The sequence below is a fragment of the Specibacter sp. NPDC057265 genome (assembly GCF_042668835.1).
Classification (GTDB): domain Bacteria; phylum Actinomycetota; class Actinomycetes; order Actinomycetales; family Micrococcaceae; genus Specibacter.
The window spans coordinates 1-13,607 of record NZ_JBHUYE010000025.1 but is presented as its reverse complement, the minus strand read 5'-3'; the positions used below and the strand labels follow the sequence as shown (position 1 = coordinate 13,607).

12 protein-coding genes and 1 tRNA gene are annotated in these 13,607 nt (G+C 58.9%); 5 read left to right on the top strand and 8 right to left on the bottom strand.

The genetic code is table 11. From position 1 onward, the window contains the following. Positions 1 to 62: 62 nt before the first annotated feature. Positions 63 to 395, top strand: a complete 333-nt coding sequence (locus ACFUCV_RS13765) for a hypothetical protein (RefSeq protein ID WP_380816672.1) — start codon at positions 63 to 65, stop codon at positions 393 to 395. Here ACFUCV_RS13765 and ACFUCV_RS13760 read toward each other — a convergent pair. Further along, positions 392 to 646, bottom strand: coding sequence for a cell division protein CrgA (locus ACFUCV_RS13760; RefSeq protein WP_380816671.1), 255 nt, complete (start codon positions 644 to 646; stop codon positions 392 to 394). The genes ACFUCV_RS13765 and ACFUCV_RS13760 overlap by 4 nt on opposite strands. A 333-nt stretch (positions 647 to 979) precedes the next feature. On the opposite strand from ACFUCV_RS13760, the gene ACFUCV_RS13755 reads away from it, so the two are divergent. Beyond that, positions 980 to 1,690, top strand: coding sequence for a class E sortase (locus tag ACFUCV_RS13755; protein WP_380816718.1), 711 nt, complete (start codon positions 980 to 982; stop codon positions 1,688 to 1,690). Between the two features lie 165 nt (positions 1,691 to 1,855). Further along, positions 1,856 to 2,494 (top strand): anthranilate synthase component II, encoded by a 639-nt coding sequence (locus tag ACFUCV_RS13750; protein ID WP_380816669.1) that lies wholly within the window; start codon positions 1,856 to 1,858, stop codon positions 2,492 to 2,494. A gap of 12 nt (positions 2,495 to 2,506) precedes the next feature. On the opposite strand, the gene pknB is transcribed toward ACFUCV_RS13750, so the two are convergent. From pknB to ACFUCV_RS13715, 7 genes are read right to left on the bottom strand one after another with little or no spacing between them, the layout of a single operon-like run. Beyond that, a complete protein-coding gene (pknB, locus tag ACFUCV_RS13745; RefSeq protein ID WP_380816667.1) occupies positions 2,507 to 4,474 on the bottom strand; it encodes a Stk1 family PASTA domain-containing Ser/Thr kinase in 1,968 nt (655 codons plus the stop codon). Positions 4,475 to 4,531: 57 nt separating this feature from the next. Then, positions 4,532 to 6,331: a protein kinase gene (locus tag ACFUCV_RS13740; protein ID WP_380816664.1), complete on the bottom strand. Its 1,800-nt coding sequence runs from the start codon at positions 6,329 to 6,331 to the stop codon at positions 4,532 to 4,534. Continuing rightward, positions 6,328 to 7,800 carry a penicillin-binding transpeptidase domain-containing protein gene (locus ACFUCV_RS13735; RefSeq protein WP_380816662.1) on the bottom strand — a complete coding sequence of 491 codons (1,473 nt, stop codon included), beginning with the start codon at positions 7,798 to 7,800 and terminating at the stop codon, positions 6,328 to 6,330. The genes ACFUCV_RS13740 and ACFUCV_RS13735 overlap by 4 nt, the downstream gene beginning before the upstream one ends. After that, complete coding sequence (locus ACFUCV_RS13730; RefSeq protein WP_380816660.1) at positions 7,797 to 9,203, bottom strand: FtsW/RodA/SpoVE family cell cycle protein; 1,407 nt, start codon at positions 9,201 to 9,203, stop codon at positions 7,797 to 7,799. Before ACFUCV_RS13730 ends, ACFUCV_RS13735 begins: the two co-directional genes overlap by 4 nt. Then, positions 9,200 to 10,909: a PP2C family protein-serine/threonine phosphatase gene (locus ACFUCV_RS13725; RefSeq protein ID WP_380816657.1), complete on the bottom strand. Its 1,710-nt coding sequence runs from the start codon at positions 10,907 to 10,909 to the stop codon at positions 9,200 to 9,202. Before ACFUCV_RS13725 ends, ACFUCV_RS13730 begins: the two co-directional genes overlap by 4 nt. A 2-nt stretch (positions 10,910 to 10,911) precedes the next feature. Continuing rightward, positions 10,912 to 11,397, bottom strand: a complete 486-nt coding sequence (locus tag ACFUCV_RS13720) for an FHA domain-containing protein (protein WP_380816655.1) — start codon at positions 11,395 to 11,397, stop codon at positions 10,912 to 10,914. Next, positions 11,394 to 12,203 carry an FhaA domain-containing protein gene (locus tag ACFUCV_RS13715; protein WP_380816653.1) on the bottom strand — a complete coding sequence of 270 codons (810 nt, stop codon included), beginning with the start codon at positions 12,201 to 12,203 and terminating at the stop codon, positions 11,394 to 11,396. Before ACFUCV_RS13715 ends, ACFUCV_RS13720 begins: the two co-directional genes overlap by 4 nt. Positions 12,204 to 12,578: 375 nt before the next feature. Between ACFUCV_RS13715 and ACFUCV_RS13710 the strand changes: the two genes are divergently transcribed. Both ACFUCV_RS13710 and ACFUCV_RS13705 read left to right on the top strand, forming a co-directional pair. After that, positions 12,579 to 12,661: transfer RNA gene (locus ACFUCV_RS13710), tRNA-Leu, on the top strand. A gap of 167 nt (positions 12,662 to 12,828) precedes the next feature. Beyond that, on the top strand, positions 12,829 to 13,206 hold the full coding sequence (locus tag ACFUCV_RS13705; protein WP_380816651.1) for a hypothetical protein: 378 nt from the start codon (positions 12,829 to 12,831) through the stop codon (positions 13,204 to 13,206). Positions 13,207 to 13,607: the final 401 nt, after the last annotated feature.

Here is a 13,607-nt window from a genome sequence, read left to right as displayed (position 1 = left end):
AAAGCGGCGCGGCAGCCCCCAAAAAACTGTCGGCCGCGAACAAGAGGAAGGCAGCACATACTATGACAAGTCACGAAAACCCCGGGACGCAGGCACAGGAACACGTAGCCGGCGAGGCAGTGGAAAACGAACGGGGGCAATATGTTGAAGGCCAGTACGGCAAGGCCGGCACTGAGGATTCACGGGAGCAAACGGATCCAGAAGGACAATTTACGGAAGGGGACTATGGTTCTGTAGGTGTGGTCCCGGCCCGGGAGGATGACGACGAAGGAAGCTTCGTGCAAGCGGACTATGGCCGGGCGGGAGCAGCCTCGGGACACCATGCATCAGAGCCGCACGGCAGTTACGTGGACAAAGACCAGGGCACGGCAGGAAAAGAAACCTTGGAAGACTAGCTTCGCCAGCGGGTGGTCATCATGAAGCCGGCCAGGGCAATGCCAAAGCCAATGCCGATGTTCCAATTGCCAATGTCCGGGATGGGGAAGGCGCCGTCGGAGATGTAATACGTAATGATCCAGGCCAAACCCAACAGCATCAAGGTGACCATCACGGGAACAAACCATGCCGCGTTGGGCTTTTGAACCTGGCTGACGGGAACTTCGGCAGGAACCTTGGTGGGGCGGCGACGCGACTTTGACTCGGGCACAGGAGCTCCTAGATTGCGGCCGCGCGAGCGGCCAATTTGATGGCGGACCGGCCATCTGTTGCCAGTGGTTAAGCAGGGCAAATTGTTCTGGGCCGGTAAACTGCCGGTACTGTTGACGTAATTCTAGCTGCATTTGATCCAGCCATAGATTGCATGACATGACCGCCCCACTTCAGTCAGGAGAACCGCGTGGTTCAATCGCGAGATCAGCTCGATTCTGCCACTGGCGTTGATGAACTGCTCTCCCCTGACGAGGCGTTGCGTGCACCTCGCCGGCGGTCTGAACGGGGACGCACCACACAGCGGCCCAAACAAGGCTTTTTACGCACGGTAATTCAGGTTTTTGGTGAACTGCTTATTACTGCCGGGATTGTTCTGCTGCTTTTTGTGGCATGGGAGCTGTGGTGGACCAATATTGAGTCCAACAACGCCCAACAAGAAGCCGTCTCACAATTTGCACAAGAGTTTCAAGGTCCGGTGACCCCCCAAACACCCGCAGAGCCCGCTGATTACGGGGACCCTGTTGTGATGGCTGCTCCTGAAGCACCCAGCACGGTCTTTGGTGTGGCCTTCATTCCCCGCTTTGGTGCGCAATACAGCCGCCCCTTGGTTGAGGGTGTTGGGCAGGCGCAGTTGGATACGCTGGGCCTTGGCAGGTATGACAGTTCCACAATGCCTGGAGGGGTTGGAAACTTTGCTGTTGCCGGCCACCGGCAAACCCACGGTGCCGTTTTGGATTCAATCCACACCTTGGTCCCCGGCGATAAAATCTACATTCAAACCAAAGACGGCTATTACACCTATGTGTTCCGCAACAATCAAATAGTTCTGCCAAATCGGGCGGATGTCCTGTTGCCGGTGCCAACCCAGGAAGACGCTGTCCCGACCGAACGGTTCCTCACCTTGACCAGTTGCAACCCGCGCTTTGGGGCGGAAGAGCGCATCATTGCCTATTCCGTTTTGGAATCCTGGCAACCGGCGAGTGCTGGACCGCCGGCGGCCATTGCCGAGCAGGTTGCCGCCAACCAGAACCAGAAGGGCTGAGTATGTACGGCTGGATTTTTAGACACTTGCCCGGACCCCTGTGGCTGCGGGTCATGACAGCGGTTTTATTCATTGCCGCAGCCATAGTGGTGCTGATGCAGTTTGTTTTCCCCTGGCTCTCCCAATTCAACCCACTCAATGACTCCACGATTGGCGGTTCCTGACATGGCCACACGAATTCTTGTCATCGACAACTACGACAGTTTTGTCTATACCTTGGTGGGTTATCTGCAGCAGCTCGGCGCGGAAACGACTGTGGTGCGCAATGACGATGTCACTTTGACTGAGGCCATTGAGCTCGCCGAGGCGAGGGATGGGGTTTTGATCTCTCCCGGTCCGGGCACGCCGGCGGAGGCCGGAGTATGCATTGACCTCATCAAGTGGTGCGGTGGGAACAGTAAACACATGTTGGGCGTCTGTCTGGGGCACCAAGCGTTGGCCGAGGCCTACGGCGGGATCGTGACCCATGCCGAGGAGCTGATGCATGGGAAAACCAGTGAAGTGCTCCACCATGGGGGGAGCGTGTTCGCGGGACTGCCCAGCCCTCTCACTGCCACCCGCTACCATTCGCTTTCGGCGGTTCCGGTAAGCATTCCCGCAGTGCTTGAGGTGACGGCTGAAACGTCCGACGGCGTCGTCATGGGTCTTGCGCATAGGACCGCACCACTGTGCGGGGTTCAATTCCACCCGGAGTCCGTTCTCACCGAGGGTGGGTACACCATGTTGGGCAACTGGCTTGAATCCCTTGGCCTCAGCGGCGCGGCTGCCCATGCAGCGACCTTAAGCCCGCTTATCAACAGCTAGGCAACCGGCGCGCTAATCTTTATTGCGGCCCGGGTTTTGGGCAGGCTGGTTTTTGGCTGAGTTGTTTCCCTGGTTTTTGCTTTTTTCCTCCGAAGGATTGCTCGCCGGGCTTTCATTGTCCTCTTCGTTGGGGGTGGGAGATACGGTGCTGACCGGAGGCGCCTTCGCCAAGGTCACCACCACCGTTGACCCCTGAGGCACTGCCGAACCGGCAGGGATGGACTGCGCGGTGACGGTCCCCGGGGCGACCACAGAGTTTTCGGTCTCTTCAAAGGTGACGCTAAGAGAAGGGGAAAGCTCCTTCAAGGCCGCAGTCACGGTTTGCTTCACTTGGCTGGGGTCCTCGGTCAGATCGAACAGCGACGGCATCTCCACTTGGCCGGTGGAGATGCGCAGGGTCACGCTTGTGCCCACCGCAACCTTTTCCCCGGGGGCCGGGTCTGTGCTCACTACCCGGTTGGCGGGCACGTTGCCATCATTGACCATGCTGTTGGGACTGCTGATCAGCAGTCCCAGGTCCAGGAGGTCCTGGCGTACCTCCGCTTCAGTCCGGCCCGCCAAATTGGCCGGAATCAGCACCTCGGAAGAGCCTTTTGAGACAAACAAATGCACGGTGGTGCCACGTTCCGCGGGTGAACCCGAGGGCGGATCGGAACGGATGACCATCCCCTCGGCCACGGTCTCCGAGAACTCCTCGGTGCTGCTGTGCAATAAGCCGGCCGCCTCGAGCCGGGTCAGGGCAAGTTGATGCGCCAAACCGGCCACTTCCGGAACGGGTTCACTTTGAACCACCTCGGCCGGGGCATTCATCAAGTTGTAGGCAATAAGCGCCCCGCCACCGAGGATCAAGCCGACAAGGACAAACAAGGTTGTCATCCAGGCGCGTCTGCGCCGCTTGACAGCGGGAAGCACCTCCCCCGGTTGTTCCCTGTGGTCGTAGCTGTCCTCAGTGGTCAGCGCACCTCCGGCCATGACCTTGGCCATCGCGCGGGTGGCCGGGCCGCCGTCGGGAATGGGCGTCCCGGTCAGTGGCGAGGCAGCTGCGGTGACAGGTACCAGCGTGGTTGCATCCACGTCCTGTTCCGCATCACGTGCCCCACCCGCAGATGGGGCAATGCCGACTCCTGCCGCGCGGACAGCCCGACGGAACGACAGGGCATCCTGGAAGCGGTGGTTGCGGTCCTTTTGCAGGGCGCGCAGCAGCAGGGAATCCAGGGCAGGGTCCAAAGTCGGGTTGAAGGTGCTTGGTGGCGGGGGCAGCTCACGAACATGCTGGTAGGCCACGGAAACGGGTGAGTCGCCGACAAAGGGTGGCCTGCCAGCCAGCATTTCGTACAGCAGGCATGCGGCGGAGTACAGATCACTGCGCGCGTCCACGCTTTCGCCCCGCGCCTGCTCGGGAGACAGGTATTGGGCGGTCCCCATGACTGTTTGGGTTTGGGTCATGGTTGCCGCAGAGTCGGCAATGGAACGGGCTATGCCAAAGTCCATGACTTTGATTTGACTCAAAACGCCGTCAGCGTCCTCCGTCACCATGACATTGGCGGGCTTAATGTCGCGGTGGACTATTCCTGCCCGGTGGCTGTAGTCCAAGGCGGCCAGGACGCCCATGGAATACTCAATGGCCTGCTCGGTGGAGATTGACTTGGCACGGATCAATTCACGCAGGGTCTTGCCATGGACGTACTCCATGACGATGTAGGGCAGGTGCGCATAATCCCGGCCGGGATCACCCGAGATGTGCTCACCGGTATCGTAGACAGCCACAATGGAGGGGAAGTTCAATCCAGCGACGGCTTGTGCCTCACGGCGAAAACGGGCCTGCAGATGCGAGTCACGGGCCACATCTGCGCGCAGCAGCTTGATCGCGACCGTCCGGCCCAGGCGGATGTCATGGGCCTTGTAGACGTCGGCCATGCCGCCGCGGCCCAACAGATCACCAATCTCATACCTGTCATTAAGGACACGCGGGACACTCATGGTTACCTGTTGTCCTTTCAGCGGTGGATGAGTCAAATGGGGAATGAAAACGAGCTTTTACGGTGTCACGACCGCTGCCGGAGGCGCTGTTGTTGCCTGCACCTCCGGGCCCAGGGAGACGACATAGCTGACGACGCTGCTCTTTTCCAGCTGCGTGCCAGCGGTTGGATTGGTCCGTATCACTTGGCCCTCGGGAACTGTCGAGGACGGTTCTTCAACCCTGGCGGGAATGAACCCCGCCGCCACCAGTGCCGCGTCATAGGCATTGCCTTCCTGGCCCGCCGAAGAGGGAACGGCTGCCGTTGGGGCTTCAGTGACTTCGGGCCCCTGGGAAACAGTGACGGTGATGGTGGAACCAACTTCCTGTTCCCCCGTGGGACTGACCGAGATGACGCTTCCTGCCGGAACGCTGTCACTAAATTCATCCACGCGGTTGGGCACCAAACCCAATTCCACCAACCTGGCACTGACGAACTCAAAGGTTTGGCCGTTTAGTTCGCTGCCAATGACGCTGACGGTTTCCGGCTCCACCGGCGTGGGTTCCGGAGCCGGGGTTGTGGGCACCGGGGCCTGCGTGGTGGTGGGTGGGGGCGACGATGTCCGGCTCGCGGTGACGGGGGCCTTGCTTTCCGTGGGTGAATCATCCCCACCAAAGAATCCGGTGTTTTGCAGCAGCAGGGCGGCCAGCGCGAAAAGCAGGAGCACAATTAGACCCACCAGAGGCCACGTCCAGGGACTGCGGCGTTTCCGGGCGGGAGACTGCCCATCCTCCTCCACGTACTCGCTGTCTTCGGCGTCCGCACCGTCCTGCTCGGCATGCCATGCCCTTTCGGCACCAAGGATCTCCGAGCGGGTCTGTCCGGCAGCTTCGGCCTGGGTCTCGTTGATCACCGTGGGCAGCGCCGTGGTGCTGGGCTCCGAGACGTGTCCCACCACGGACGTGGGAGCGGTGGCGTTGATGTCCACTGGTGCCGTAATGGGTCCGGTGGTGGCCTCGAACAACAGCATTCCGGGCACGGCTGCATGGGCGGCCTTGGTGTCACCGGCACGAATGGCCTCGGCTGCCTCAGCAAGCTTCAAAGCATTGGCCGGCCGGTTGATGGGTTCCTTCGCCAACATCGACATCAGCAGTGCGCGAACGGGCGTGGGCAGGGTGTCCGGCAGCGGCGGTGGCGCGTCATTGACCTGGGCCAAGGCGATGGCTATCTGTGACTCGCCGGAGAAGGGCCGGTGGCCGGTAATGCACTCATAGCCGATGACGCCCAAGGCATATATGTCACTGGAGCCGGTGGCGACCTGACCGGTGGCCTGCTCAGGGGCCAGGTATTGTGCTGTGCCCATGACCTGGCCTGTTTGCGTCAGTGGAACCTGATCCGCCAACCGGGCAATGCCAAAATCGGTGATTTTTACTTTACCGGTGGGCGTGATCAGCAAATTTCCAGGCTTGACGTCCCGGTGGACCAAACCTTGTGCGTGGGCCACCGCCAAGGCCCGGGCGGTTTGGGCGATCATGGACAGCGTCCAATCAGCGGACAGCACGTGCTCGCGTTCAATCTTGGCTGACAAAGGTTCCCCAGGAACCAACTCCATGACCAGATAGGCCGAGCCGTCCTCCTCGCCGTAATCAAAAACGTTGGCGATCCCCTCATGGTTCAACAGGGCAGTGTGTTTGGCCTCAGCACGGAAACGGGCACGGAAGCCCGGATCTCCTGTGTATTCATCCTTGAGGATTTTAATGGCTACAATTCGGCCCAGGACCAAATCCTGCGCCTTCCACACCTCGCCCATGCCGCCAATGGCAATGCGTGATGTGAGTTTGTATCTGCCGCCTAAGGTGATTCCAGAAATAGGCCTCACTTGTTCAACACCGCCTTGAAGAGTTTGCTTGCATTGGGACTGGTAAGTTGTGCGCCCGTGGCCACATCAACCTTTGGCATCACTATGGTGATCACTACCTCTGGATCGTCCGCCGGTGCGAAACCGGTAAACCACGAATTGTTCAAGCTGTTGCCAAAATCGTCGAGTTGCCCGAGTTCCGCAGTTCCAGTCTTGGCAGCAACCTTGACTCCGGGCACGGCTGCGGCGGACCCAATGCCGTTGTCCACCACGCTGACCATCCAGTCCGTGATTTGTGCCGCCACTTCCGGCGTCGTCGACTGGCGCAGGATTTCAGGTTCCAAGGTGGAAACCGTCTTCAGCTCAGCGGAGCGTACAGTTTCCACAAGGTTCGGTGCCATTTGGACACCGTCATTGGCAATGGCCGCCGTCATCATCGCCACCTGCAGGGGGGTGGCCAAAACGTCACGTTGACCAATGGCGCTTTGAGCCAAGGCCGGATCATCCAGCACCCCTTGGCTGCCAGGGAAGCGGCTGTCCTCCACCACATCAGGGAAACGCAGCGAGGAATCATTGAACCCAAATTTCTCCGCCGCGGCAGTAAGGGAATCCTGCCCGAGGTCCAAGGCAATGCTGGCAAAGGGTGTGTTGCAGGAATTCTCCAGAGCAAAGGCAAAAGACGCTTCGTTGCGCGTGTAGCACTGGCCATAAGCGTAGTTCGGCAGCGTGTAACTTATTCCCGGGAAGGAAAGCTCCGCAGGGTTTGGCAGCACACTGTCCTTATTGTACTTTCCGGACTCGAGGGCGGCTGCGGTATCAATGATTTTGAAAACCGAACCCGGGGCATAGAGCTGCGTGTAGGCCGCGGAGCCGCGTAGGTTAATGCCCGGCATCGCCGCAATGTCCGTCATTGAGGCGTTGAAAACGTCCGGGTCATGGGTAGCCAGCAAGTTGGTGTCATACGAGGGCTTGGAGGCCATGGCTATGATGGCGCCGGTCTTGGGGTTCATGGCCACGATGGAGCCACCCACGCCGTCGGGAATCATGTCATAGGCCATCTGCTGCACCGTCGAGTCCAAGGTCAGCTCCACCGACCGGCCCTGGGATTTGGCACCGGTGAAGGTCTGGGCAATGCGGTCAAAGAGCGCGTCATCGGAGTTGCCGGTCAATTCATCGCGCATAATGGCTTCGAGCCCGTACTGCCCCCCGAATTTACTGAAGAATCCAGTAAGCCCGGCGTAGAGCTGCGGATCGTTGTACGTCCGCAGGTATTTGCAATCGGTGGTGGAGGGCACGGACTCGGCGATGGCCTTGCCATCGACAAGAATTGCCCCGCGCTCGGCACAAAAGGTCGCGAGCAGCTGGCGCTTGTTCTGCGGATTGTCATTGAGCGATTCGGCGGCAAAGAACTGCACGTAGCTGACGGAACCGAAAAGCAACGCGAACAGGGCAATGGCAACCAACCAAGAATTGCGGATGGCTTGGTTCACTGTACTGCCTCCTTCTGCGTGGGGGACGTCTCCGCCTCTTCGGCCGAAACTTCAGGGTTGGAAGGTGCGGAGGTCTGCGAGACGTCAAGGGGGCGCCGGGCGGCGTCGGAAATCTTCAGCAGCAAAGCCACGATGATCCAGTTGGCCAACAGCGAGGAGCCGCCCGCGGCCAAAAAGGGCGTTGTCAGGCCAGTGAGCGGAATAAGGCGGGTAACCCCGCCAATGATCACAAAGCACTGCAGCGCAATGGCGAATGCCAAACCCACTGCCAACAATTTGCCGAAGGCATCCCGCGTGCCAAGTGCGGCGCGGAAACCGCGGGCCACCAGCAAGGCATAAAGGCACAGCACAGCGAACAGCCCCACCAGACCAATTTCCTCGCCAATGACGGCAACAATCATGTCACTGTTGGCTACCGGCAGGGCGTCCGGTGAGCCTTGGCCGAGCCCCGTACCCATCAGTCCACCGTTGGCCAGGCCAAACAATCCCTCCACCACTTGAAAGCTGCCAAAGGGCGCCCCAATGTACTCAGGATCAAAGGCATTGACCCAAACATCAATGCGGCGGGATACGTGGGGGAAGATTTGGTAGGCGGCCACACCACCGACGGCAATAAGTCCGATTCCAATCAAGATCCAGCTGACGCGGCTGGTGGCCACGTAGATCATGACCATGAACAGGCCAAAAAACAAGATGGAAGAGCCCAAATCGCGCTGGAAGATCAGCACCCCCACACTCGCCAGCCAAGCAACGATCATGGGTGCCAAATCCCTGCTGCGCGGCAACTGCAGCCGGCCAATGCGCTTGCCAGCCAACAGAATCAAGTCGCGATTCGAGGAAAGGTAACCGGCAAAGAAGATGGCCAGGGTGATTTTTGCAATTTCACCTGGCTGGAAAGTGAAGGGACCCAGAGCAATCCAGACCGTGGCGCCATTGACATTGCCGGCGGAGATGCCCGGGACCAGTGGAAGCACCAACAGCACAACAGAGACCAGGAGCGATATGTATGTGTAGCGACGCAGGATGCGGTGGTCCCGAAGGAACCACAACACAACAACCGCTGCGAGCACGGCCAGGCTGGTCCACATCCACTGCCGGGTGGCAGCAGTATCCCCTGAGGAAATGTCCAAGCGATGGATGACAGTCAAACCCAAACCGTTCAAGGCCACCACCACGGGAAGTATTACCGGATCGGCATGTTTGGCTTTGAGGCGCAGGACAACATGCACTGCCACGGACAACCCGGCCAATATGGCAATTTGGGTATAAAAGTCATTGTCGAACTCCCGGCCCAGGGTCAAGTTCACGAGGGCATTGGCCAGCACTGAAAGGCCCAGGGCCAAAACCAGAAGCACCAACTCGGTATTGCGACGTGGTTTGGCCACCGTCAACAGCTGACTCATCTTCCACCTCCGGGAACGCAGCTTGCCTGGGCTGGTGAACTTGCCACCGCGGATGGGCTTGCGGTGGCGCTGGAACGTGCGCTGGGAGCTGCGCTCGGGGACGGACTGGCACCCGCTGAACCTGAGGGAGCTGTTGTTTCAAGCAACTCGCAAGGAGGCAGGCTGGTTCCGGTGCCCAATTGCAGGTCACTGATGATTTGCTCGGCGTCGCCCAGAGACGCAGCAGCCATGGTGCCGGCAACAAGCTGTTGCGAGTAGTCCGGCAGGGACGAGACCTTCACATCGGTCTCCCTATGCAGTGTGGAGAGGGATATGGGTCCCAACGACTGGGAGACTCCTTGATAGATCGCCACATGGCCATTTGTCGTCCCCACGTAATACTGTGTCTGGGTCCAGGCATACGCGGCCCAGGAAGCTGCAAATATGACCAATGCCGCGAGTATGCCAATAAGGGTCAGCACCCATGGACGCTGACGACGCCGAGGCAGCGACACCTCGGCGTCGTCGGATTCCGTGGTCATTGCCGGGCTTGAGGGTTTGTGCGTTAAAACAGTGGCTGCCCGCTGGGTTGCCTTGCGCTGTGCCAACTGCGGTATCTTACCTTCGGCATTGGCTGTCAGGGCAGCTCCCACAAGTTCATGCTTCCGCCCAGCCAACTCCTTGTTCACCGCGTCTTGACGTATATGGGCATCCAGCGCATCGGGGTCAGGATCGTCAGTGGCAGAAGTGGCATCGCCGTCGCTGTTGCCGCCCTCAGTGGCGGAGTCTGCCTGCGTCAAAGAGGCCGCCGAAGGGGAGGCAATGGCTGTGACTTTCTTCAATTCCGCCTTTTTGCCGTTCCCTTCCGCGGACATTGCGGCCATCTGAGGAGAGCCGGTGCCGTCACTGCGCGGCTGCTCCAGTGGTGGCAGCTCGGGTTCATCCGAGGGATCAACCGACACCGTTTCCAGGGCCGCAGTGGACGTTTCATCAGGCTTCGATTCGGCCACATCAAAGACCACCACCGTGACATTGTCAGGCGAGCCGGCTGCGAGGGTTAGATCAATAAGGGTGTCTGCCGCCTTCGCCAAGGATTTGGTATTGCGGATGACCTCCTCAATCATCGTTGGACGAACGAAATTCAAACCGTCCGAACAAAGAAGCCACCGCTCTCCCGGGCTGGCGTCAAAGTACTGCAAATCGAGTTCCGGTGAAGCGTCAACATCACCCAACACACGCATCAGGACGTTTTTATGCGGATGGACCTCGGCCTCGGCCTCGGTCATGCGGCCCTCTTCGATCATGCGCTGAACAAAGGTGTGGTCAGTGCTGAGTTGCTCGAAGATCCCGTCCTTGAGTCGGTACGCCCGCGAGTCACCAATATGCGCGAAAGCCAAGCGATTTCCCGAGAGCAACAATGCGGTGACCGTGGTGCCCATTCCAGCTAGTTTGGGATTGACATGCACCAACTCCGAGAGCAGCGAGTTGGCGCTTTGAATTTCATCAGCCAAATCGGTTCCGGCGTCGCCGTCGTGGTGGTTGTGATCCAGGTGAACCAGGTCCAGGACAGTGGAGGCACTTGCCACGTCGCCGCCGGCGTGTCCGCCCATGCCGTCGGCAACCACTGCCAGATACTCGCCTGCATAGGCGGAGTCGTCATTCTTGGCACGCACCATGCCCACATGGGACCTGGCCGCATAGCGCAGTACCAACGGGAACTCAGCCATGATTACGGCCTCAATTCGATGACCGTTTTGCCGATCCGCACTGGAACCCCGAGCTCCACCGGCAAAGCCCGCGTCAGTGCGGCCCCGCCGAGGAACGTCCCATTGGTGGAGCCCAAATCTTCAATGAACCAACGTGTGCCTTGGGGAAATAGACGTGCATGGCGGCCGGACGCATAATCATCTTCCAGAACCAGGGTGGCTTCCTGGGCTCGGCCAAGCAGTATTGGAGTACCAGCCAGGTCCAAGGTGGTGCCGGCCAAAGGGCCTTCAGTCACCAGCAACTGACGCGCCTGCACCTTTGCCGGCGGCGCCTCGTCCACGAGTTCGGGGTGCTTGCGGGCCTGACGGGCTGTGGGTACCCCCACCTTTGCCTTGCGCCCTATGACCAGATCCCGGCGCATGGCAGCCACCACGCTAAAGACCATGATCCAAATAAGCACAAGGAACCCAAAACGCAGGATGGTAACTACCAAGCTCATGTCATTCATCGGCGTCCACTCCCGCGTGTGGGCAAAATCCGGAAGGTTATTTGGGTGCGCCCCATGGTGATGCTTGATCCGTCATGCAGCTCAGCGGTGCCCTGGACACGATGGCCGTCAACATAACTGCCGTTGGTGGAGCCAAGATCCACTGCGGTGCTGACACCGTCAACGCTGCGGATTTCCAAATGTTTGCGGGAAACGCCAGTGTCATCAATAAGAATATCCGCCTCCGAGGACCGGCCCAGCACAATGGACTCCGCGTTCAAGGAATAGCGCTGACCATCAATATCCAACACCGCCTGCCCCTGCTCTGATGGAGCGGGTGCGGTCCGACGCTTGTAAACGGGAGTGGGTGCCTGCTGGGCTGCAGCATTCACCTCGGGGCCATGTCCTGGCCGTCCAGATGGCCGGGGCGGCGCTTGGTGGGCGGCTTGCGAACTCATCTCCCGTTCCGTGGAAGAGTTCACCTCAAATTGACCCGGACGAAGGACCTCGTGGTGGTTGAAGGCAACGCGAACCGGCCCCTGCAAAACGTAACCTTGGCTGCGCGCATGGTTTATCACCACATCGCACAATTCCTCAGCCAGGGTAACGCCCCAGGAACGGGCGCGTTCAAAATCGGTGTCCCCCAATTCAATGCTGAAGACATTGGGTGCAAGGGTCCGCCCGGCATCCAACGTCATGGCCTTGTCGTCGAGTTCCCTGCGCAAAGCGTTTGCCATCTCCACAGGCTGGAGCGTTTTGGATCCAAGGGAGAAGGCGCCGCGTACCGCTTTCTCGATGCCTTTTTCAACATTGTCAAACAATCCCACGTGCGCACCTCTCTTTCTGGATTCCGCTGCTGCGAATCTGCAGCTCCGTGCGTTCCCGGCTGCAATTTGTTGGGTCTAGACGGCGGCCACTCCAGGCGCTGAATTATCCCGTTCAAGCTCGATACTACTGCCGGCGGCTTTGAATTCAGCTATTGATCCCCTCTGTGGTGGCAAATTTCCTACCTTGGTAGGGTCTGGTGTCTGTTTCCAACATAGGGTCGAAAACCTTGATATTCCGCGGAATTACCGCATCTCAGGAAGGATCTGGAGGGCTTGGAGTGTCCCGTTTAGGCAAAACCGGCTGTTGTCCTATATGCTTGATCTCGCTGTTCCACTGGAAGATGAAACTTACGCTTCCAAGGGACGAGCAAAAACGCGCGAGTGGCGGAACGGCAGACGCGCTGGCTTCAGGTGCCAGTGTCCGAAAGGGCGTGGGGGTTCAAATCCCCCCTCGCGCACGTTGTAAAAATCCCCGGTGAAACTTATGTTTCTCCGGGGATTTTGTTTTTCCGGATTGTATCCAAGTGCCCAACCAGATGGCACGTACTGGACCGCTCCCTATATACCCGCTGTTTACAAGTGCAGGTGCCCAGCTAAATCCAGGGCGGAGGAATAGAATCCAGCCATGAAGAAACTCTTGATGCGTGTTGGTGTCCAGCTGGGCAGTTCCGCAGTGGCGATCCTGCTCGCGGACATCCTGTTGTCCCGGTTCAGTCTGCACATTGGGGGGTTCCTCACAGCCATAGTGGTATTTACCGCGGCACAATTGCTGCTGGAGCGGTTCGTTGCCAAATGGGCGGGCAGACACGTGCCAGCGTTGGCGGGCCTGGCGTCACTGGTTTCGACCTGGCTGGCGCTGGTTGTAGCGGCTGTCCCCGTTGGTGGGATCCGGGTTGATGGATTCCTGACTTGGATCTACGGGACCGTCATTATTTGGGCAATCGCCGGCCTCTGCGAATTTCTCATGCGGAAGTACAGTCTGAAAGGTTCGCTCCGCCAATAAGTCAGGCTCCGGACCGGGGTATGAATAACAGGAGCCCGTGGATCTCAGGGGCTTGTGGTGGATTTGCGTGTGTTGGTTTTTGTGTGTATTGTTTTCCGAGTTGCCTTCCTTGTTGGGGGCGCGAAACCCCCTGATCTTTGTGCCGGTTTTGCCGGTGTTTTGTGGTGTGTTTGATGGTTGGTTCGCTGTTTGGTGGATTTGCTTTTTGAATGCGGGGCGGGTAAGCTTGAAAAGTTGCTCCGGCACTGATCGTCATGGAATGTTCGCTGGTTTTTAGCGGGTTGTGTGGTGTGTTGGCTGGGTGTGGTTGTTGTTTGAGAACTCAATAGTGTGCCAAGTTTTATTGATACCAATTTATTGTTTTATGGATTGGTTATTTGGTTGGTTGTTGCCGCCCCTGT

What these genes read in the sequence shown, in the direction of transcription:
- ACFUCV_RS13765 (WP_380816672.1), top strand. Translation starts at nt 63, where the DNA reads ATGACAAGTCACGAAAACCCCGGGACGCAGGCACAGGAACACGTAGCC.
- ACFUCV_RS13750 (WP_380816669.1), top strand. Translation starts at nt 1,856, where the DNA reads ATGGCCACACGAATTCTTGTCATCGACAACTACGACAGTTTTGTCTAT.
- pknB (WP_380816667.1), bottom strand. Translation starts at nt 4,474, where the DNA reads ATGAGTGTCCCGCGTGTCCTTAATGACAGGTATGAGATTGGTGATCTG.
- ACFUCV_RS13730 (WP_380816660.1), bottom strand. Translation starts at nt 9,203, where the DNA reads ATGAGTCAGCTGTTGACGGTGGCCAAACCACGTCGCAATACCGAGTTG.
- ACFUCV_RS13725 (WP_380816657.1), bottom strand. Translation starts at nt 10,909, where the DNA reads ATGGCTGAGTTCCCGTTGGTACTGCGCTATGCGGCCAGGTCCCATGTG.
- ACFUCV_RS13720 (WP_380816655.1), bottom strand. Translation starts at nt 11,397, where the DNA reads ATGAATGACATGAGCTTGGTAGTTACCATCCTGCGTTTTGGGTTCCTT.
- ACFUCV_RS13705 (WP_380816651.1), top strand. Translation starts at nt 12,829, where the DNA reads ATGAAGAAACTCTTGATGCGTGTTGGTGTCCAGCTGGGCAGTTCCGCA.